Genomic DNA, 20,327 nt, shown 5'->3' with positions numbered 1-20,327 from the left:
CCGATCGGGGCCCTTTCCATGTCGTCATCACGCCTCGACCGCTGGCCTACTTTTACACCGCCACCGTGGCCGGATTTTGCTCCGCCGTTGACAGTGGGGGCACCCGACACCGAATTGACATAGAGAATGGCGCATTTCCGCGACCGAGCGGCCTAGCTTCAATGGGTGCCGGGCCCACCACCGCCGCTTCCGCGCCGATTGCATCCGTCGCCGCGCGGCTCCATGTGGCCTGCATGAGCACGATCGGCAGCCCCATCGACGAAACCGGCCTGTTGGTCCGCGAGCACGGCGCGTTCGTGCTGCAATGCGATCGCGGCGGGCGCTACGTGCTGGAGCTGCCGCGGGTGCCCGTCGATCACGTCCAGAAGCGCGTGCGGGTGCAGGGCGTGCTGTGCGGCGAGGGGCGGGTCGCCGCCGAGGGCGTCAGCGCCGCGTGACGCGAAAAGGGCGGCGAACCGGTCGTCCGCCGCCCCCAGTCGTCAGGCCCAGTCGGCCATCTTCTTCTCGAGGTTGACGCGCACCGCCTCGAAGAACTGCTCGGTGGTCATCCAGCGCTGGTCCGGGCCGATCAGGATCGCAAGATCCTTGGTCATGTCGCCGCTCTCGACGGTCTCGACGCAGACCTGCTCCAGCGTCTCGGCGAAGCGGGTCACGTCGGGCGTGCCGTCGAACTTGCCGCGATACTTCAGGCCGCCGGTCCAGGCGAAGATCGACGCGATCGGGTTGGTCGAGGTCGCCTTGCCCTGCTGGTGCTGGCGATAGTGGCGGGTGACGGTGCCGTGCGCCGCCTCCGCCTCGATCGTCTTGCCGTCCGGGGTCATCAGCACCGAGGTCATCAGGCCCAGCGAGCCGAAACCCTGCGCGACCTGATCCGACTGCACGTCGCCGTCGTAGTTCTTGCAGGCCCAGACGAACTCGCCGTTCCACTTCAGTGCGGAGGCGACCATGTCGTCGATCAGGCGGTGTTCGTAGACGATGCCCGCGGCCTTGAACTGATCGGCGAACTCGGTCTCGAACACCTCGGCGAAGATGTCCTTGAAGCGGCCGTCATAGGCCTTGAGGATGGTGTTCTTGGTCGACAGGTACACCGGCCAGTTGCGGCCAAGCCCGTAATTGAGCGAGGCACGTGCGAAGTCGCGGATCGACTCGTCGAGGTTGTACATGCCCATCGCGACGCCGGCAGAGGGGAAGTCGAACACCTCGTGCTCGATCGTCTCGCCGTTGTCGCCTTCCCACTTCATGGTCAGCTTGCCCTTGCCGGGCACCTTGAAGTCGGTTGCCTTATACTGGTCGCCGAACGCGTGACGGCCGACGACGATCGGGTGCGTCCAGCCCGGGATCAGGCGGGGGACGTTCTTCATCACGATCGGCTCGCGGAAGACGACGCCGCCCAGGATGTTGCGGATCGTGCCGTTGGGCGAACGCCACATCTTCTTGAGGCCGAACTCCTCGACGCGCTGCTCGTCGGGGGTGATCGTCGCGCACTTCACGCCGACGCCGTACTTCTTGATCGCGTTGGCGCTGTCGACGGTGACCTGGTCGTCGGTGCGGTCGCGCTCCTGCACGCCCAGGTCGTAGTAATCGAGATCGATGTCGAGGTACGGCTTGATCAGGCGCTCGCGGATCCACTCCCAGATGATCCGCGTCATCTCGTCGCCGTCGATCTCCACGACGGGCGTCTTCACCTTGATCTTGGCCATGCTCGCTTGTCCTTCGAACGGTTGGTTTGGTGCGGCGATAGGGGGAAGGGGGGCGGGGATCAACCTACGGCGTTGTCACCGCGCGCCCGGGTCGATAGGACGAAGCGATGACTTCGCTCGACAAGCCGCCGGTCGTCACGACCACCGTCAAGTGGCGCTTCCCCGCCGTCCATCCCGAGGGGCAGAAATTCACCGCCATCGCGTTCGGCATCACGCTGTTGATGACGATCATCTCCAAGGTCTTCTTCTGGCCGTTCCTGGGTCTGACGTTGTGGGTCGCGGCGTTCTTTCGCGATCCGATCCGCACCACCCCCGTAGGCGACGACCTGATCGTCTCGCCTGCCGACGGCCTGATCACGATGATCGAGCGCGTGCCGGTGCCGCGCGAGCTGGTCGGAGACCTGGGCGAGTTGCCGATGGTGCGCGTGTCGGTGTTCATGTCGGTGTTCGACGTCCACATCAACCGCTCGCCGATCGCCGGGACGATCCGACAGGTCGTCTATATCTCGGGCAAGTTCCTGAACGCCGACCTCGACAAGGCGTCGGAGGAAAACGAGCGCCAGCATTTCGTGGTCGAGGGCTTCGACGGGCGCCGCGTCGGCTTTACGCAGATCGCCGGCCTGGTGGCGCGGCGGATCGTCGGTTTCGCCAAGATCGGCGACATCGTGGCGGCGGGGCAGCGCGTCGGGTTGATACGGTTCGGCAGCCGCGTCGATGTGTATCTGCCCGAAGGATACGAGCCGCAGGTCGCGCTGGGACAGCGCGCGGTCGCGGGCGAGACGGTGCTCGGCCGCTCCGGCGTGGCGCGCATCACCGGCGTGTCGCAGTAAGCGCATGCGGCCGCCGCTCCGCCGCCCGCTGCGCCGCCCCCCTGGCGGATTGCCGCTGCGCGCGGTTGCGCCGAACGCGGTCACCGCGCTCGCGCTATGTTCCGGACTGTCGGGCATCCGCTTCGCGATCTCCGCCAATTGGGAGCTGGCGGTGGTCATGGTCTTGATCGCGGGGGTGCTCGACGGGCTCGACGGTCGGGTCGCGCGGATGCTGCACGGCGAGAGCCGGTTCGGCGCCGAACTCGATTCGCTGTCGGACGCGATCTCGTTCGGCGTGTCGCCGGCGCTGATCCTCTATCTTTGGTCGCTCCACGCATTGCCGCGCTTCGGGTGGATGGCGACGTTGGTGCTCGCGGTATTCTGCGCCCTGCGGCTGGCGCGCTTCAACGCCAATATCGATGCGGATGACCAGCCGCACAAATCGGCCGGGTTCCTGACCGGGGTGCCGGCGCCGGCGGGTGCGGCGCTCGCATTGCTGCCGCTGTTCCTGTGGTTCGTCACCGACGCGGCATTCTTCCGCGACCCGCGGCTGGTGGCGCCCTGGACCGTGCTTGTCGCGTTGCTGATGGTATCGAGCCTTGCCACCTTTTCGTGGGGCTCGCTGAAGCTGCGGCCCAACATCCGGTTCGAGGCGATCGCGATCGTAGTGGCGGTCGGCGCGGCGGCGGTGAGTGCGCCGTGGCAGACCGCTGCCGCCGCCGGGATCGCCTATCTCTTGGCGCTGCCGTTCAGCGTCGCCAGCTACGCGCGCGTCAAGCGGCTTCGCGCGAGCGCAGCATCATCGGCGCCATCGTCGACCCCGCCGCCCAGCGCCTGACCGCAATCCGCCGCTCGGCGCGCACCAGCGTCGACAGCGGTTCGAACCGTGGGGCGGGGCGATCACCGCGCAGGATAGCGGCGATGCGCGCCGCCTGCGGCCGGACCGTCGCGGTCAGCGCGTACAGCGCCATAGCCGCCGCGCCGCCGAACACCAACACCGCCATCATCGTCGCCATGCTCGCCTCCTCGCAACATCGTGCGAACCACCCCGCTGTAAATTAATGCACAGCGGCTTGGTTCCTGGATCAACCTCAAAGCGGTCATTTACCCCTTGGTTCCCGCTCTGTTCCGCCTCCTTGTTCCACCTATGTTCGCAAGTGTCAAGCGGTGAACGGCGATTGCATCACTCTGCCGCTTCGGCTATGGCGCGCGCCTCAACCCCGCATGGGGAGCATCATCACCCGGTGCGCGCGCTTTCGAAGCGGCGTCACTCGCTCCCCAGAGGCTCAACCGGAAGGAACACACACCATGGCGGCTCCTGTCGTCTCCATGCAGCAGCTCATCGAAACCGGCGCGCACTTCGGCCACCAGACCCACCGCTGGAACCCGAAGATGAAGCCCTACATCTTCGGCGAGCGTAACGGCGTCCACATCATCGACCTGTCGCAGACGGTGCCGCTGTTCGCGCGCGCGCTGGACTTCGTCAGCCAGTCGGTCGCAGCCGGCGGCAAGGTGCTGTTCGTCGGCACCAAGCGCCAGGCGCAGGAGCCGGTCGCCGAGGCCGCCCGCCGCGCCGGGCAGCATTTCGTCAACCACCGCTGGCTGGGCGGCATGCTCACCAACTGGAAGACGATCTCGAACTCGATCAAGCGCCTGAAGGCGCTCGAGGAGCAGCTGTCGGGCAACACTGCCGGTCTGACCAAGAAGGAAGTGCTGCAGCTGACCCGCGAGCGTGACAAGCTTGAGCTGTCGCTGGGCGGCATCCGCGACATGGGCGGCATCCCGGACGTCATGTTCGTGATCGACGCCAACAAGGAAGAGCTGGCGATCAAGGAAGCTAACACGCTGGGCATCCCGGTCGTCGCGATCCTCGATTCGAACGTGTCGCCGGACGGCATCGCCTTCCCGGTGCCCGCCAATGACGACGCGGCGCGCGCGATCCGCCTGTATTGCGAGGCGGTCGCGATCGCTTCGACCCGCGGCAACCAGCAGCAGCAGGCGAGCCGCGGCGTCGACCTGGGCGCGATGAGCGAGCCGCCCGCCGAGGAGGCGCTGACCGCCGAGGCCGTGCCGGCCGAAGGCGAAACCGCCGCCGCGTAAGGCAGGTGTCATGGAGGCGTCGTACCCGACGCCTCCGCCATTCCCGTTCGACGCGCGGCGATCGTCCGATCGGCGCGCGTCGACGCAATCACGAACCGAGGACAGTCAAATGGCCGATATCACGGCAGCGATGGTCAAGGACCTGCGCGAAAAGAGCGGCGCGGGCATGATGGACTGCAAGAAGGCGCTGAACGAGACCGGCGGCGACATGGATGCGGCGCTGGACTGGCTGCGCACCAAGGGTCTGGCCGCGGCGCAGAAGAAGTCGAGCCGCACCGCCGCCGAAGGGCTGGTCGGCGTCGCCGTCGCCGGCACCAAGGGCGCGGTGGTCGAAGTGAACTCGGAAACCGACTTCGTCGCCAAGAACGAGCAGTTCCAGAACTTCGTCCGCGAGGTCACCCAGATCGCGCTCGCGACCGGCGGCGACGTCGATGCGATCAAGGGCGCCGCGATGCCGTCGGGCACGACCGTCGAGGAAGCGCTGACCAACAACATCGCGACGATCGGCGAGAACCAGTCGATCCGCCGTGCCCGGCAACTGAGCGTCGAGCAGGGAGCGGTCGTCGCCTATGTCCACAACCAGCAGGCGCCGGGCCTGGGCAAGATCGGCGTGCTGGTCGCGCTGGAATCCGCGGCGTCGGACGAGGCGTTGCAGGGGCTGGGCAAGCAACTGGCGATGCACATCGCCGCCGCCTTCCCGAAGGCGCTGAACGAGGGTGACCTGGACGAGGCCGAGATCGAGCGCGAGCGCGCGATCGCGACCGAGAAGGCGGCCGAATCGGGCAAGCCGGCCGATATCATCGCCAAGATGGTCGAGGGTTCGATCGCCAAGTACCGCAAGGAGCACGCGCTGGTCAGCCAGCTGTTCGTCATGGACGGCAAGACCAAGATCAGCGACGTCGTCGCCAAGGCCGGCAAGGACGCCGGTGCCGAGATCGTGCTGAAGGACTATGTCCGCTTCCAGCTCGGCGAAGGCATCGAGAAGGAAGTGTCGGACTTCGCCGCCGAGGTCGCCGCCGCATCGGGCGTGCCGCAGGGCTGATCCTGCCGGCCGCCTGTCGGTGACGTGCAACCGCCGCTCCGGCACGCGCCGGGGCGGCGGTTCGCTTATGGGCGCACCCCGCTTGCCAGCGTGTGTCAACCCATTGCCAGCCGCGCACCCGCCGCTTAGGGTCCGCGCCGCTTAGCCTCCCCACAACAACGGAAATCGTGTGACCGAGCCTCGCTACAAACGCATTCTGCTGAAGCTGTCGGGCGAGGTCCTGATGGGCCAGGGCGGCCTTGCGATCGACACCGCGGTGACCGCGCGCGTCGCCGAGGAGATCGCGGACGTGCGCGCGCAGGGATACGAGCTGTGCGTCGTCGTGGGCGGTGGCAATATCTTCCGCGGCATTTCCGGTGCGGCCAACGGCATGGAGCGTGCGACCGCCGATTACATGGGGATGCTGGCGACCGTGATGAACGCGCTGGCGGTGCAGAATGCGCTGGAAACGATCGGCGTCGACACGCGCGTGCAGTCCGCGATCCCGATGCAGTCGGTGTGCGAGCCGTTCATCCGGCGCCGTGCCGAGCGGCATCTGGAGAAGGGCCGGGTGGTGATCTTCGCCGCGGGCGTCGGCTCGCCGTTCTTCACCACCGACAGTGGCGCGGCGCTGCGCGCGGCGGAGATGAATTGCGACGCCCTGTTCAAGGGCACCTCCGTCGATGGCGTGTACGACGCCGATCCGAAGAAAGTGGCCGGCGCGACGCGTTATGAGACAGTCAGTTATGACATGGTGCTGGCGCAGAACCTGAAGGTCATGGATGCCAGCGCCGTGGCGCTGTGCCGTGATTCGGACATTCCGATCGTCGTGTTCAACATCCGCGAGCACGGCAATTTCGCCGCCGTGCTGGCGGGTAAGGGCGTCTCGACGGTCGTGCAGAAGCAAGTGGAGACTATCGATGCCCGCGTATGACAAGGCCGATCTCGAGCGCCGGATGAACGGCGCGGTCGAATCGCTGAAGGGCGATCTGGCCGGGCTGCGCACCGGTCGCGCGTCGACCTCGCTGCTCGATCCGGTGACGGTCGAGGTGTACGGCGCGCACATGCCGCTGAACCAGGTCGCGACCGTATCGGCGCCCGAACCGCGGATGCTGTCGGTGCAGGTATGGGACAAGTCGAACGTCGGACCGGTCGAGAAAGCGATCCGTTCGGCGGGGCTCGGCCTCAACCCGATCAACGACGGCCAAACGCTGCGGCTCCCGATCCCCGACCTCACCGAGGAGCGCCGCAAGGAACTCGCCAAGCTGGCCGGGCAATATTCTGAGAAGGCGAAGGTGGCGGTGCGCAACGTGCGTCGCGACGGCATGGACGCGCTGAAGACCGATGAGAAGAAGGGCGTCTTCTCCGAGGACGAGCGCAAGCGCCACGAGACCGAGGTGCAGAAGCTGACCGACGCGACGATCGCCGACATCGACACGGTATCCGCCGCGAAGGAAAAGGAAATCCTCAACAAGTGACGTCGGTCACGTCCCGGAGCATAGGCTGATGGCGACCGCGGCGATCCCGCAGGCCGCCCCCGTCGTCCTGCCGCGCCATGTGGCGATCATCATGGACGGGAACGGGCGCTGGGCGGCGGCGCGGCGGCTGCCGCGTGCGATGGGGCACCGCGCCGGCGTGGAGTCGGTGCGCGCGGTGACGCGTGCGGCGCGGACGCTGGGGATCGAGGCGCTGACGCTCTACGCCTTTTCCTCGGAGAACTGGCGTCGCCCGGCCGAGGAGATCGGCGGGTTGATGAAGCTGCTGAAGCTGTTCATCCGCAACGATCTGGCCGAGCTGGTGCGCGAAGGCGTGCAGTTGCGGGTGCTGGGCGATTACCGGCGCTTTCCCGCCGACGTGGTCGAGCTGATCGACGACGCGCTGGCGCAGACCGGGGGCAATCGCGGGCCGATTCTGGCGATCGCCTTGAACTACGGGGCGCAATCGGAACTCGTGGAGGCGGCGCGGGCGCTGGCGGCGCGGGCGGCGACGGGGGCGCTTGATCCGGCGGCGATCGATGCCGACGCGATCGAGGCACAGCTGGAGACGCGCGAGCTGCCGCCGCTCGACCTGCTGATCCGCACTTCCGGCGAGCAACGGCTGTCGAATTTTCTATTGTGGCAAGCGGCTTACGCCGAATTGCTGTTCGTCGATACGCTCTGGCCGGACTTCGGTGCCGACGATCTGGCGGCGGCGGTCGAGGCGTTTGCGCGGCGGCAGCGCCGCTACGGCGGGTTGTGACGCGGCCCGCATGAGCGACGACGTTCCGCTTCCGCCCACCCCCGATGCCAAGCTGCGCACGCCGTCGAACCTGCGACTGCGGATGATCGCCAGCGTCGGGATGATCGCAGTCGCCTCCATTGCGTTGATTTTGGGCGATATCGCCTTCTGGCTGCTGGCCGTCGTCATTGCATTGTTCATGATGGCGGAATGGTCCGACCTGCATCATGTCGACGCCAAGACCAAGCGGCTGGCGCAAATGGCGCTGAGCGTGCCGCTGGCGACGATGGCGCCGGCATGGCTGGTGATCGAACCGCACGACTTCTTCACGCTCGGGTTGATCGGCGGTGCCGCGTTCTTCGTCGTAATAACGACCAAGGTACCGCAACTGGCGCTCGGGGTGGTGTATTGCGGCGTCCCGGTGCTCGCTTTGGTCGTGTTGCGGCGGCACGACGACAACGGCCTGCTCTATGCCTTCTGGACGATGGCGCTGGTGTGGGCGTGCGACATCGGCGCGTTCTTCGCCGGGCGGTCGATCGGCGGGCCGAAGCTGGCGCCGCGGCTGTCGCCCAACAAGACCTGGGCAGGGCTGATCGGCGGGACGATCGCGGCGCTGGTGCTGGGGCTGGCGCTGCACGGTGCGGCGGGGCTGCCGCTACCGCTGGCGCTGTGTTCGCCGGTGCTGGCGATCATGTCGCAGCTGGGCGATCTCTACGAAAGCTGGCTGAAGCGGCGCGCGGGAGTGAAGGACTCGGGCAATATCCTGCCCGGCCACGGCGGCGTGCTCGACCGGCTCGACGGGCTGGTGCCGGTCGCGCCGGTCGCGGCGGTGCTGGTGCTGGCGCTCCCGAGCCTCTGGGCATGAAGACCGTCAATATTCTGGGGGCGACCGGCTCGGTCGGCACCTCGACGCTCGACCTGGTGGAGCGCGCGCCGGAGGCGTTCCGCGTCCGCGCGTTGACGGCCAATTGCGACGTTACGGGCCTGGCCGCGGCGGCGATCCGCACCCGGGCCGAACTGGCGGTGGTCGCGGACGAGGGGTGCCTGCCCGACCTGCGCGCGGCGCTGTCGGGGAGCGGCATCGAAGCGGCCGGCGGCGCGCAGGCGGTGTGCGACGCGGCGGCGAACGGCGCCGACTGGACGATGGGGGCGATCGTCGGGTGCGCAGGGTTGCGCCCGACGCTGGCGGCGATCGAGCGCGGCGGGACGGTGGTGCTCGCCAACAAGGAGCCGCTGGTTTCCGCGGGCGCGATCATCACCGCCGCCGCGGAGCGGCACGGCGCCACGCTGCTGCCCGCCGACAGCGAGCATAATGCGATCTTCCAATGTCTGGACCCTGCGCAGGTCGAGCGCGTGCGGCGGATCATCCTGACCGCGAGCGGCGGGCCGTTCCGCACGTGGACGGTGCGGGAGATGGCGACCGTGACCCCGGCGCAGGCAGTGGCGCATCCGAACTGGTCGATGGGCGCCAAGATCTCGGTCGACAGCGCGACGATGATGAACAAGGGGCTGGAACTGATCGAGGCGGCGGCGCTGTTCCCGATCGCGCCCGACCGGATCGAGATCGTGATCCATCCGCAGTCGGTGATCCACAGCCTGGTCGATTATGTCGACGGATCGATGCTGGCGCAGCTGGGGCCGAGCGACATGCGCGTACCGATCGCGCATTGTCTGGCGTGGCCGGACCGGATCGCGACGCCGATGACGCCGCTCGACCTCGTGGCGCTCGGGCGGCTCGACTTCGAGGCGCCGGACGAGGAGCGGTTCCGCTCGCTGGCGCTCGCACGCGCGGCGGTCGACGTGGGCGGGGCGCGGCCGGCGATCCTGAACGCGGCGAACGAAGTCGCGGTCGCGGCCTTCCTGCGCGGCGCGATCGGCTTTCTTGAAATCGCCGCAATCGTCGACGATACCCTGCAACGCTACGACCCGGCCGCGCCGGAGACGCTCGACGCGGTGCTCCACGTCGATGCGCAAGCGCGACGATTGGCGGGCGAGCGCGTGAAGGATGGCGTGGCTTGATCCAGACCCCCGGACTATTGCTGACGGTCCTCGCCTTCGTCCTGGTGATCGGTCCGCTCGTGTTCATCCATGAGATGGGGCATTACCTCGCCGGGCGCTGGTTCGGGGTGAAGGCGGAGGCGTTCTCGATCGGGTTCGGGCGCGAGGTCGCCGGGTGGACCGACAAACGCGGTACGCGCTGGAAGCTCGCCTGGCTGCCGTTGGGCGGATACGTCAAGTTCGCCGGCGACATGAACCCGGCGAGCCAGCCGACCGCCGACTGGCTGGCGCTGCCCGCCGAGGAGCGGCAGCAGACGTTCCAGGCAAAGCCGGTGTGGCAGCGTGCGATCATCGTCGCGGCGGGGCCGTTCGTGAACTTCGTTCTGGCGATCCTGATCCTCGCCGGCTTCGCGCTGGCCTATGGCGACGCGCGCACCCCGAGCGTGGTGGGGCAGGCGATCCCCGGCACCGCAGCGGCGGCGGCGGGGCTGCGCACGGGCGACCGCGTCACCGCGCTGGACGGTCGCGCGGTCGATACGTTCGAGGACATGGTCCGGTTCGTGAAGATCCGCGCCGGTGCGCGCGTGCGGGTCGATTATATCCGCGCCGACGCGCCGGCGAGCGTGACGACGGTGATCGGCACGCAGGAACAGCGCGACCGGTTCGGCAACAGCTACAAGGTCGGGCTGCTCGGCATCGCCCCGCCGGCACCGGTAATCGCACCGGTCGGCGTGCTGGAGGCGCCGGTCGTCGCGGTGCGGCGCACCGGGCAGATCGTGCAGATGATGGTCGAGACGATCGGGCAGATCATTTCCGGCCGGCGATCGGTCAAGGAACTCGGCGGGCCGCTGTCGATCGCGAAGGTTTCCGGCGAGCAGATCACGCTGGGGCCGGACGCGTTCGTTTTCCTGATCGCGCTCGTGTCGATCAATCTGGGGTTCATCAACCTGCTGCCAGTGCCGATGCTGGATGGCGGGCATTTGCTCTTCTATGCGATCGAGGCGGTGCGGCGTCGTCCGGTGGCGCCGGAAGCGGTGGAATGGGCCTATCGCGGCGGGCTGGTGGCGGTGCTCGCGCTGATGTTGCTGGTGACGTTCAACGATCTCGGCAACTTCGGGTTGTGGCGGCACCTGGCCGGGTTGATCGGGTGAGCAAGGTGGGGCAGGGCGGCGCATGTGTCGCCGGCCGTGACCGGGCCGATCGGCCTTTGACGGACGGCGTTTACTCTCGGGTGGGATTGCAGTGACGGTGTTGAACACTTCGACTTCGCGGGCGCGTGCCTCGGCGACCTTGCTGGGCTGCACCATGCTGGCCGGTGTGCCGCTGGTCGCGAGCGCCCAGACGGCGCCGGCCGCGCGACCCGCCCCGCGTTCCGCGACCACTGCGCCCGCGCAGACCACGGCGCCCACCGCGCCGACACCGACGATCGCACAGCCCGCGGCGCGCACGATCACCTCGCTGCGCGTCGAGGGGACGCAGCGGATCGAGCCGGAGACGGCGCTGAGCTATACCAAGCTGCGCCAGGGCGATCCGTACACCAACGAGACGCTGGATCAGGCGATCAAGGACCTGTACGCCAGCGACCTGTTCGCCGACGTGCAGATCGACGGCGCGTCGACCGGCAACATCGTGATCCGCGTCCGCGAGAACCCGATCATCAACCGCGTGATCTTCGAGGGCAACAAGCGCCTGAAGGAAGACAAGATCGGCAAGGAGGTCCGCCTGAAGCCGCGGCAGATCTTCACGCGCTCGGCGGTGCGCGCCGACGTGGCGCGGATCATCGAGCTGTACCGCCGCCAGGGCCGTTTCGCCGCGACCGTGCAGCCGAAGATGGTCAGCCTGGACCAGAACCGCGTCGACGTGATCTTCGAGGTGAGCGAGGGGCCGAAGTCGAAGGTCCGCCAGATCAACATCATCGGCAACAAGGTGTTCGACGCCGGCAAGCTGCGCGCGCAGATGGCGACGAAGGAAGCGCGCTTCTATCGCCTGCTGTCGTCGGGGACGTCGTACGACCAGGACCGGCTGGCCTACGACCAGCAGAAGCTGCGGCAATTCTACCTGACGGAGGGCTATGCCGACTTCCGCGTGACCTCGGCGGTGGCCGAGCTGACGCCGGACCGCAAGGACTTCATCATCACCTACGTGGTCGAGGAGGGCCCGCGCTACAAGTTCGGCGACGTGACGGTCGACAGCGACATCCGCGACTTCGACGGCAAGAAGCTGGCCGCCGGGCTGCCGATCAAGAAGGGCGACTGGTACAACGCCAAGCTGGTCGAGGACACGGTCGACAATCTGAGCGAGACGGCCGGGCTGTTCGGCTATGCGTTCAGCGACGTGTCGCCGGAATTCCAGCGCGACCGCGACGCGTTGACCATGTCGATCAACTTCCACATCGGCCAGGCGCAGCGCACCTATGTCGAGCGGGTCGACATCACCGGCAACACGCAGACGCAGGACAAGGTGATCCGGCGCGAGGTGCGGCTGGGCGAGGGCGATGCGTTCAACAGCTTCCAGGTGAAGCGCTCGCAGGACCGCATCAACTCGCTGGGCTTCTTCCAGGACAAGTTCGAGATCAAGCAGACGCCCGGATCGGCCGCCGACCGCGTCGTGCTGGAGGCGAACGTCGAGGAGCGATCGACCGGGCAGCTCCAGCTGTCGGCAGGTTTCTCGAGCCTCGAGCGGTTCATCATCCAGGCGAACATCACGCAGAACAACTTCCGCGGCAAGGGCCAGACGCTGAGCGCGGGCGTGAACTATTCGACCTATTCCAAGTCGTTGCAGCTCGGCTTTACCGAGCCGTATATCTTCGACAAAAACATCGCGTTGGGCGTCGACCTGTTCCGGCGCGACTATAACGCGTTCAACTTCATCGGCACCAACCGCAACACGACCTACAGCCAGGTGTCGACCGGCTTCCAGATCCGCACCGGCGTGCCGCTGACCGAATATTGGCAGCTGGCCGGGCGCTACCAGTTCTCGTACGACGAGGTCGGGCTGGACGAGAACAGCTTCTACACCAACGGGCGCTGCGATCCGTTGAAAGCCGGGCGCTATCTCTGCGACTCGCTCGGCAATCGCCTGACCTCGGCGGTCGGTTACTCGCTGATCTTCGACAGCCTCAACAGCCGCCTGCGCCCGACCGCGGGGCAGCGGTTTGTGTTCAGCCAGGACTTCGCCGGGCTGGGCGGCGACGTGAAGTACATCCGCAGCAAGATCGACTTTTCGAAGTTCGTGAACATCGGCGGCGGGTTCATCGGCTCCTTCGTCGGCGAGGGCGGCTATATCAAGTCGCTGGAGAAGTCGCGGGTCGAGGGCGTCGACCGGATCCGCATCAACGACCGCTTCTATCTGGGCGAACCGCAGTTCCGCGGGTTCGACATCCGCGGCGTCGGTCCGCGCGTGCAGCGGCGTTACTACACGACCGACGGCACGACCGGCCAGCAGGTGCTGATCACCGATCGCGACCAGCTGGTCGACGACGCCTTGGGCGGCACCGCTTATTATCTCGGCCGGTTCGAGGTGGAGATCCCGCTGGGCTCGGGCGCGCGCGAGCTGGGGCTGCGACCGTCGATCTATGCGCAGTTCGGGAGCCTGTTCAACATCACCCGGCCGCTGCCGACCGCGACCTTCCCGACCACCACCGATGCCGCGGGCAATAGGGTGGTGCTGCCGCTGCCGGTCCAGGACACCGCGGGCAATCCGCTGTATACCTATGTCAACGCCGCCGGTGCGCTGGTGCCGACGACGTGCGCGGCGGGCATCCCCAACGGCAACGGTGGCTGTAACGGCATCGTGCCCAACTCGCCGCAGATCGCGTCGCAGCCGTTCGAGGAGCGCTTCCTCGGCAATTCGGCGCGGCCGCGCGTGTCGGTGGGCGTCGGCGTCAACTGGAATTCGCCGTTCGGCCCGCTGCGCATCGACCTCGCCAAGGCGCTGGTGTCGCAGCCCGGCGACGATCGCAAGCTCATCACCTTCAACGTAGGGACTCAGTTCTGATGACCAACTTCAAGCACCTCCTGCTCGCCGCGGCGCTGGCCGCGCCGGGCGCGTTCGTCGCCACGACCGCCACCGCGCAGGTCGCAGGGATCGCGGTCGCCGATCCGGAAGCGGCGGTCGCCAATTCGAAGGCGTGGGCCGCCGCGCGCGGGCAGATCCAGACGACCTACAAGGCGCAGATCGACCAGGCGAACACGCGTCGCCAGGCGATCACCTCCGAGCTGCAGCCGCTGGTCGCCGCCTACCAGAAGGCCGCCGCCGCGCCGGGCGCGACCGAGGCCTCGCTGCGTACCCAGGCGCAGGCGATCCAGACCCGCGAGCAGAGCGCCAACGCCGAGCTGCAGCGCCTGACCGCGCCGGCCAGCCGTGCGCAGGCCTATGCGCTGGAGCAGATCTCCGCCAAGCTGCCTGACGCGGTGAACGCGGCGGTGCGTGCCAAGAACGTCAGCCTGCTGTTGCGCCCGAACGCGGCGCTGTTCGCGCAGCCGACCACCGACATCACCTCGGCGATCACCGCCGAGCTCGACCGCGTCGTGCCGACCGTCGGGATCACCCCGCCGGCCAACTGGCAGCCGGGTCAGCAGGGTGAGGCCGCGGCGGCCACTCCGGCAGCCGCTCCCGCCGCCACCCGCGCGCCCACCGGCCGGTGAGCGAGTCGCCCTTGAGCGACGGGGGCGCTGACGCGACGGGCGGGCCGATCGGCCCGCTCGATATCGCGGCGGTGATGGCGGCGTTGCCGCATCGCTATCCGATGCTGCTGGTCGACCGGGTCGAGGAGATCGTGCGCGATCGCTCGATCCGCGCGATCAAGGCGGTGACGATCAACGAAGGCTTCTTCCAGGGGCATTTCCCCGGTCGGCCGATCATGCCCGGCGTGCTGATCGTCGAGGCGCTGGCGCAGGCCGCGGGCGTGCTGGCGGTCGAGAGCCTGGGGCTGCGCGGATCGGGCAAGCTCGTCTATTTCATGGCGATCGAGGGCGCGAAGTTCCGCAAGCCGGTGGAGCCGGGCGTGCTGCTGTCGCTGGAGGTCGAGTTCGTTCAGAAGCGTTCGTCGGTGTGCAAGTTCGCCGGCGTCGCCAAGATCGACGGGCAGGTCGCCGCCGAGGCCAATTTCACCGCAATGATCGCCGACCCGCCCAAGGCGGCGTAACGCACGATCCGCTTTGACTTCGGCGCGCGTTTGCCGTACGCGCGCGCCTTCCTTTCAGGCTGGTCGGAACCAGCCGCACCCGGAGCATTCGACCATGAAGAAAGACACGCACCCCGACTATCACATGATCAAGGTCCAGATGACCGACGGCACCGTGTACGAGACCCGCTCCACCTGGGGCAAGGAAGGCGACACGATGACGCTGGAAATCGACCCGCTGGCGCACCCGGCGTGGACCGGCGGCCGTGGTCAGGTGCTGGATGCCGGCGGCCAGGTCGCACGCTTCAACAAGCGTTTTGGCGGCGGGCTGACGCTGCGCAAGTAAGCGCGGATCGTCCTTAACGCTTGATTAGGCATGGCGGCGTAGGATCGCCGCCATGTTCGCAGCCGAATACGCCCCCGCCGCTCGACCCTTCCGCCGCAGCAAACGTGCCAAGGTCGAGCTCGACGCCCCCACCGAACAGAGCGGGATGGCGCGCACCCTGTGCAAGGTGGTCGACCTGTCGATCCACGGTTGCCGGCTTCTCACCTTCTCGCACATCGACCGTGACCAGCCGATCTGGCTGAACCTGCCGGGTCTAGGCATGATCGCGGCGATGGTGGTGTGGGCCGACGACCTCGTCGCCGGCTGCGTCTTCCACGCGCCGCTGTCGAGCGACGCCTTCAACGCTTTGGTCAGCCGTCATGGGTTGCTGCACTGACCGGCGACGGGGGAGGTAGCGCCAGGGGTCGGGCGGAGGCTTAACCGACATTGTCACGCCGAGTTCGTCGAAGCATAGGCCGGAACACGCCCCGTGCGATCGCCTGTCGAAGCTGCCGCTCACGACGCCCTTTAACGCGCCGAGGGCGTATGGAATATCGCTACTCGACGCGTTCGGCAGCCGTCGGTGTCTCCAGCTGTGGCACGAGCAGGTGGACCAGCAGCAGCGCGACCAGATAGGCGCTGCCCGCCCACAGGAACACGGGCACGTAGCTGCCGACCGTCTCCAGCACCTGTCCGACGTAGCGCGCCATAATCATCCCGCCGATCGCGCCGGCCGCGCCGCCGATCCCCATGACCGACGCGATCGAGGTGCGCGGGAAGGTGTCCGAGACCATCGTATAGAGGTTTGACGACCAGCCCTGATGCGCGGCAGCGGCAAGGCCGATGATCGCGACTGCCGAGACCAGGCTGGACACGCTGCTGGCGAAGACGATCGGCGTGACCAGGACCGCGGAGGCGAGCAGCGCCAGCTTGCGCCCGACGTTGACGCTGTAGCCGCGCTTGATCAGCGCCGACGACAGCCAGCCGCCGCCGATGCTGCCGATGTCGGCGAGCAGATAGACCGCGATCAGCGGTGGGCCGAACGTCCTGAGGTCAAGCCCGTGACGCTTGGCGAAGAAGTCGGGCAGCCAGAAGAGGAAGAGGTACCAGACCGGGTCGGTGAGGAACTTGGCGGCGACGAACGCCCAGGTGGCGCGGCGGCGGAACAGCTGCGCCCAGGCGATCGGCGCGGTCCCGGCGTCATTGTCCTGATCGGCGGTGATATACGCGAGTTCCTGCGCGCCGACGCGCTTGTGGCGGGCGGGCGCGCGGTAGAAGGCGAGCCATGCCGCAAGCCAGAGAAAGCCGAGCAGGCCGGTGATGAGGAACGCCGCCTGCCAGCCGTAGCTGAGCGCGATCAACGGCACGACGATCGGCGTCGCGATCGCGCCAACGTTCGCGCCGGCGTTGAGGATGCCGGCGGCGAGCGCGCGTTCCTTCTTCGGGAACCATTCGGCGACGGACTTGATCGCGGCGGGGAAGTTCGCCGCCTCGCCCAGGCCAAGCGCGAAGCGTGCCATCGCGAAGCCGCCCGGGCTGCGCACCAGGGCGTGGGCCATCGCGGCGAGGCTCCACAAGGTGATCGCCGCGGCGTAGCCGAGCTTCGAGCCGACCTTGTCGATGATCGGCCCACAGGCGAGCAGCCCGATCGCATAGGCGGCCTGGAACCAGAAGACGATCATCCCGTAGTCGACCTCGGACCAGCCGAGATCGGCCTGCAGCGTGGGCTTCAGGATGCCGATCACCTGCCGGTCGATGTAGTTGATCGTCGTCGCGAAGAACAGCAGCGCGCAGATCACCCAGCGGATGTTGCCGCCCGGCCGGGTAGCGGTGGATGCGTCGCGCACGTCAGAACTGGAAGTTGACGGCGAGTGCATAGGTGCGGCCGAAATAGGCGGTGTAGAGCGGATCCTGCCGCACGGTATCCACGGTCAGGCGGTTGGTTTCGTTCGTGATGTTCGTAACCTCCGCGATCAGCTTGATGTTATCGGTCAGCGCATAGGATGCCGAGGCGTCGACGAAGATCGAGCTGGCGTTCGAGGTCGAATCCGCATCGACCGAGCCGCTGGGCACCGCGGTCAGGAACGACGCGCGGTAGTTGACGGTCGAGCGGATGCTGAAGCGATTGTCCTCGTAGTAGAGCGTGCCGCTGGCGGTCTCCGGCGACAGGCCGACCAGCGGTGCGGTGCGCGAGAGTGTCGGCGAAATGATATAGTTGATGTCCGAGCGGACGCGCGTGAAGTTGGCGAGCGCGCCGAAGTTGCTGAGCGCGCCGGGCAGGAAGCGGAACGGCAGCTGGACGTTCACCTCGAACCCGCGCAGCGGCCCCCCGGGGGTGTTGTTGCTGCGCTGGACGGTGAACAGGTCGCTCGGGCTGAGCTGCGTGCCGGTGAGCAGGCTGAGCGGCAGGCCGATGTCCTGGAAGGCGACCTGCTGGCTGGTGGTCTGGATATAGGTCTCGATGTTTTTATAGAAGTACGCCAGCGAGATCAGCGAACCCGGCGCGAAATACCATTCGAGCGCCGCGTCGAAGGTGTTGGCGCGGATCGGGTCGAGGAACGGGTTGCTGAACGAGGCGGTCTGGATCACCAGATTCGCGGAACCCGCGGGGATCAGCTGGCCGTAGGAGGGGCGGGACATGACCCGCGACGCGGAGAAGCGCGCGATCAGGTCCGGGGTGATGTCGAGCGCGAGGTTCACCGACGGCAGCCAGTCGTCGTAGGAGCGGCTGACCTCGGAAATGACGAACCGCGACGAATAGGTCGAGCCGGCCGGCGCCGCGGTCGTGATCGGGCCATAGGTGTCGAGCCGGGTGTGGACGTAGCGGACACCAGCATCGCCGCGCAGCGCGAACGGCAGCGTGTTTTCGGTGTTGAACTTCACCATCAGGTAGCCGGACGAGTATTTTTCGTCCACGCCGCCATAGGTGCCGCGGGCGCATTCGATGCTGCAATAGGCGTAGCTGTCGAGCCCGACCGCGGAGCGGAACCGGCCGGGATCGACCGTCACGAAATCCTGCAACTGGCCGCCCAGGTTCTTGCCCACGCCCTTGGTGACGGTAGTGAAGCTGCTGAGCGATACCCCGGTCGGCAACGCCAGCGGGGTGGTGGTGCCCAGCTGCCGCTCGCGCGCGACATATTCGTTGGTGCGATACTGCCCGCCGGCCTGCACGGTGAACCCGGGTGCTGCCTCCCACTCGCCGTTCAGCTCGGCGGTCTTGCTGGTGATCGTGTTGCGGCGGATGAAGTTCGACAATTGGCCGCGCTGATCGGCGGTGGCGAGCGGTGGGCCGTATTGGAAAAGCGCCGGATCGGTGATGTCGATGCCGTAGCCGATCTTGGGAATGTCCGGATTGTCGCGGAAGTCGATCGACCAGTCGCGGGTGTCGTTCGAATCGATCGCTACCTGAAGCCGGTTCACGTCGAGTTGCGAGCGGTTGATCCCGACGAGACCGTAGAACCGGAGCGTGTCGGAGAAGCGATGGTCGATGTTGAGATTGGCCTGCTTGAACTCGGAGGTGAAGCGCTCGTCCTGCATTTCCGAGCGCAGGTCTACGCCGTCGAACAGGCCGTGGATCAGCGAGCCGTTGTCGTCGACCTCGATCTCTCGCACCGAGGTCAGCGGCTGGCCGTTGTTCGAAATCGCGCGCCCGAACGACCGCGCATCGAACATCGTGTCGAGGCGATTGACCTTGAAACGCGAGTACAGGCCGTCGATCGAGATGTCGGTGCGGTCGTCGGGCTTCCACTGCACGGTCAGCGAGCCGGCGAGCCGTTGCTGGTCCTGACTGCTCTTCACCGGGCGCGGCAGACGCGGCAGGAAGACGCCGCCGCCGGGCCGTCCGTTCGCGCCGACGCGGCTCATGATATAGTCATACGCCGCCGCGGTGCCGGTGCGCGGGTTGTTGGTGCTGCAATTGTTGGCGTCGGCGCCGATCGCGGTGCCGTTGGGCTGCCGATAGCCGATCGCCGGGCTGTTCACCGCCACGCCGCGGTAGGTGTAACCGACCGGCGTGCAGAAGGGCAGGATCAGCGAACGGTTGGGTCCGCTCCCGATCAGCGGGTCGGTCGCCACGCGCGGGACGCTGGCCGGCGCTTCCTGCCCGTAGACATAGGTCGGCACGACATCGACCGCCGAATAGGCATATTCGTCGATGTGGCGGCGCGAATAGGCGATGCTGCCGAGGATGCCGAAGGTATCGCCGAACTTCTTGGAGACGAGCGCGGACAGGCGTGGGTCGACGTCCTTCCGGATGTCGTTGTAGATGCCGCGCGTGGTACCGGAAAAGACGAAGTCCTTGTCGCTCTTCTGGTCGAACGGGCGCGGCGCGCGCAGGTCGACGGTGGCGCCAAGCGAGCCTTCCTCTACGTCCGCCGACAAGGTCTTGCGCACCGACAGCGCAGAAAAGATCTCGGTCGGGAAGGTCACGAAGTCGAACGAGCGGCCGGTGGCGACGCCGCCGCGGATGTCGGTGCCGCTGACCTGCGACACGCCTTCCATGCCGTTGATACGGACGCGGGTGAATTGCGCGCCGAGGCCGCGGACGGAAATGTTGCGACCTTCGCCGCCGTCGCCGCGCGACAGGGCCACGCCGGGAATGCGTTGCATCGACTCGGCGAGATTCGAATCGGGGAACTTGCCGATGTCCTCGGCGACGATGCTGTCGACCGCGGCGGTTTCGCTGCGTTTCTGGTTGAGCGCGCTGTTCAGCGCGGCGCGGAAGCCGGTGACGACGATATCGGCGACCTGTCCGTCGTCGATCTGCTGATCGGCCGCGGCGGCGGCCGCCGGAGGTGCCTGGGCCGTGGGGCGCTCGGGCACGGTCTGCGCGGTGAGCGGCGTAGCGGCGGCGAGGCTCGCCAGGCTGATGGAGACGTAAAGGTGACGCTTGTAGCGATGCTGGCTGGTCAAATACCCTCTCCCTGACGGCCGCCGCGCTGCATTATGCCCGTCCCGTCGCCTCTGCGGCGATCAGGCGGATGCGCATCCGACCTTGTTGTCAGGTAGCATTGTCAGTCCATGGTGACAACGC

20 protein-coding genes are annotated in these 20,327 nt (G+C 67.3%); 16 read left to right on the top strand and 4 right to left on the bottom strand.

What is annotated here, in order from left to right:
- Nucleotides 1-437 (top strand): DUF5818 domain-containing protein (locus tag J2Y58_RS16890; RefSeq protein WP_310105634.1); only part of this gene is annotated, 437 nt, incomplete at its 5' end.
- Between the two features lie 42 nt (nucleotides 438-479).
- Here the strand turns inward: J2Y58_RS16890 and J2Y58_RS16885 are convergent.
- Nucleotides 480-1,700 carry an NADP-dependent isocitrate dehydrogenase gene (locus J2Y58_RS16885; protein ID WP_310105631.1) on the bottom strand — a complete coding sequence of 407 codons (1,221 nt, stop codon included), beginning with the start codon at nucleotides 1,698-1,700 and terminating at the stop codon, nucleotides 480-482.
- A gap of 107 nt (nucleotides 1,701-1,807) precedes the next feature.
- Between J2Y58_RS16885 and J2Y58_RS16880 the strand changes: the two genes are divergently transcribed.
- Both J2Y58_RS16880 and J2Y58_RS16875 read left to right on the top strand, forming a co-directional pair.
- The gene (locus tag J2Y58_RS16880) at nucleotides 1,808-2,530 is read left to right on the top strand and encodes a phosphatidylserine decarboxylase (RefSeq protein WP_310105627.1); all 723 of its coding nucleotides are present in this window, start codon (nucleotides 1,808-1,810) and stop codon (nucleotides 2,528-2,530) included.
- 4 nt (nucleotides 2,531-2,534) lie between these two features.
- A complete protein-coding gene (locus J2Y58_RS16875) occupies nucleotides 2,535-3,347 on the top strand; it encodes a CDP-alcohol phosphatidyltransferase family protein (protein ID WP_310105624.1) in 813 nt (270 codons plus the stop codon).
- Here the strand turns inward: J2Y58_RS16875 and J2Y58_RS16870 are convergent.
- Nucleotides 3,283-3,525 carry a hypothetical protein gene (locus J2Y58_RS16870; protein WP_310105621.1) on the bottom strand — a complete coding sequence of 81 codons (243 nt, stop codon included), beginning with the start codon at nucleotides 3,523-3,525 and terminating at the stop codon, nucleotides 3,283-3,285. The two genes, J2Y58_RS16875 and J2Y58_RS16870, sit on opposite strands and share 65 nt — an antisense overlap.
- A gap of 292 nt (nucleotides 3,526-3,817) precedes the next feature.
- Between J2Y58_RS16870 and rpsB the strand changes: the two genes are divergently transcribed.
- The 13 genes from rpsB (at nucleotide 3,818) to J2Y58_RS16805 (ending at nucleotide 15,692) form a co-directional block, all read left to right on the top strand.
- Nucleotides 3,818-4,609 (top strand): 30S ribosomal protein S2, encoded by a 792-nt coding sequence (gene rpsB / locus J2Y58_RS16865; protein WP_310105619.1) that lies wholly within the window; start codon nucleotides 3,818-3,820, stop codon nucleotides 4,607-4,609.
- Nucleotides 4,610-4,718: 109 nt separating this feature from the next.
- On the top strand, nucleotides 4,719-5,651 hold the full coding sequence (gene tsf, locus J2Y58_RS16860) for a translation elongation factor Ts (protein ID WP_310105617.1): 933 nt from the start codon (nucleotides 4,719-4,721) through the stop codon (nucleotides 5,649-5,651).
- Nucleotides 5,652-5,820: 169 nt separating this feature from the next.
- Nucleotides 5,821-6,564 (top strand): UMP kinase, encoded by a 744-nt coding sequence (gene pyrH / locus J2Y58_RS16855; RefSeq protein ID WP_310105614.1) that lies wholly within the window; start codon nucleotides 5,821-5,823, stop codon nucleotides 6,562-6,564.
- Entirely contained in the window at nucleotides 6,551-7,108 is a 558-nt protein-coding gene (frr, locus tag J2Y58_RS16850; RefSeq protein ID WP_310105611.1) for a ribosome recycling factor, read from the top strand. Before pyrH ends, frr begins: the two co-directional genes overlap by 14 nt.
- Before the next feature lie 28 nt (nucleotides 7,109-7,136).
- Complete coding sequence (locus tag J2Y58_RS16845; RefSeq protein ID WP_310105608.1) at nucleotides 7,137-7,868, top strand: isoprenyl transferase; 732 nt, start codon at nucleotides 7,137-7,139, stop codon at nucleotides 7,866-7,868.
- A 10-nt stretch (nucleotides 7,869-7,878) separates the two neighbouring features.
- On the top strand, nucleotides 7,879-8,712 hold the full coding sequence (locus J2Y58_RS16840; protein WP_310105605.1) for a phosphatidate cytidylyltransferase: 834 nt from the start codon (nucleotides 7,879-7,881) through the stop codon (nucleotides 8,710-8,712).
- Nucleotides 8,709-9,866 (top strand): 1-deoxy-D-xylulose-5-phosphate reductoisomerase, encoded by a 1,158-nt coding sequence (locus J2Y58_RS16835; RefSeq protein ID WP_310105601.1) that lies wholly within the window; start codon nucleotides 8,709-8,711, stop codon nucleotides 9,864-9,866. The genes J2Y58_RS16840 and J2Y58_RS16835 overlap by 4 nt, the downstream gene beginning before the upstream one ends.
- The gene (locus J2Y58_RS16830; RefSeq protein WP_310105599.1) at nucleotides 9,863-10,996 is read left to right on the top strand and encodes a M50 family metallopeptidase; all 1,134 of its coding nucleotides are present in this window, start codon (nucleotides 9,863-9,865) and stop codon (nucleotides 10,994-10,996) included. Before J2Y58_RS16835 ends, J2Y58_RS16830 begins: the two co-directional genes overlap by 4 nt.
- Before the next feature lie 91 nt (nucleotides 10,997-11,087).
- Nucleotides 11,088-13,841, top strand: coding sequence for an outer membrane protein assembly factor BamA (gene bamA / locus J2Y58_RS16825; RefSeq protein WP_405053120.1), 2,754 nt, complete (start codon nucleotides 11,088-11,090; stop codon nucleotides 13,839-13,841).
- The gene (locus J2Y58_RS16820; RefSeq protein WP_310105596.1) at nucleotides 13,841-14,491 is read left to right on the top strand and encodes an OmpH family outer membrane protein; all 651 of its coding nucleotides are present in this window, start codon (nucleotides 13,841-13,843) and stop codon (nucleotides 14,489-14,491) included. The genes bamA and J2Y58_RS16820 overlap by 1 nt, the downstream gene beginning before the upstream one ends.
- Before the next feature lie 11 nt (nucleotides 14,492-14,502).
- Nucleotides 14,503-14,991, top strand: coding sequence for a 3-hydroxyacyl-ACP dehydratase FabZ (gene fabZ / locus J2Y58_RS16815; protein WP_310105593.1), 489 nt, complete (start codon nucleotides 14,503-14,505; stop codon nucleotides 14,989-14,991).
- A 94-nt stretch (nucleotides 14,992-15,085) separates the two neighbouring features.
- The gene (gene rpmE / locus J2Y58_RS16810) at nucleotides 15,086-15,316 is read left to right on the top strand and encodes a 50S ribosomal protein L31 (protein ID WP_028965840.1); all 231 of its coding nucleotides are present in this window, start codon (nucleotides 15,086-15,088) and stop codon (nucleotides 15,314-15,316) included.
- Nucleotides 15,317-15,368: 52 nt separating this feature from the next.
- The gene (locus J2Y58_RS16805) at nucleotides 15,369-15,692 is read left to right on the top strand and encodes a PilZ domain-containing protein (RefSeq protein ID WP_310105589.1); all 324 of its coding nucleotides are present in this window, start codon (nucleotides 15,369-15,371) and stop codon (nucleotides 15,690-15,692) included.
- A 160-nt stretch (nucleotides 15,693-15,852) separates the two neighbouring features.
- Here J2Y58_RS16805 and J2Y58_RS16800 read toward each other — a convergent pair whose 3' ends face one another.
- Together J2Y58_RS16800 and J2Y58_RS16795 are read right to left on the bottom strand one after the other, a co-directional pair.
- On the bottom strand, nucleotides 15,853-17,172 hold the full coding sequence (locus J2Y58_RS16800) for an MFS transporter (RefSeq protein WP_405053119.1): 1,320 nt from the start codon (nucleotides 17,170-17,172) through the stop codon (nucleotides 15,853-15,855).
- Entirely contained in the window at nucleotides 17,144-20,206 is a 3,063-nt protein-coding gene (locus J2Y58_RS16795) for a TonB-dependent receptor (RefSeq protein WP_310105583.1), read from the bottom strand. Before J2Y58_RS16795 ends, J2Y58_RS16800 begins: the two co-directional genes overlap by 29 nt.
- Between the last annotated feature and the right edge of the window lie 121 nt (nucleotides 20,207-20,327).

This window comes from Sphingomonas sp. BE138, assembly GCF_031456125.1.
Classification (GTDB): domain Bacteria; phylum Pseudomonadota; class Alphaproteobacteria; order Sphingomonadales; family Sphingomonadaceae; genus Sphingomonas.
This window is presented reverse-complemented; position numbering and strand designations above follow the sequence as displayed.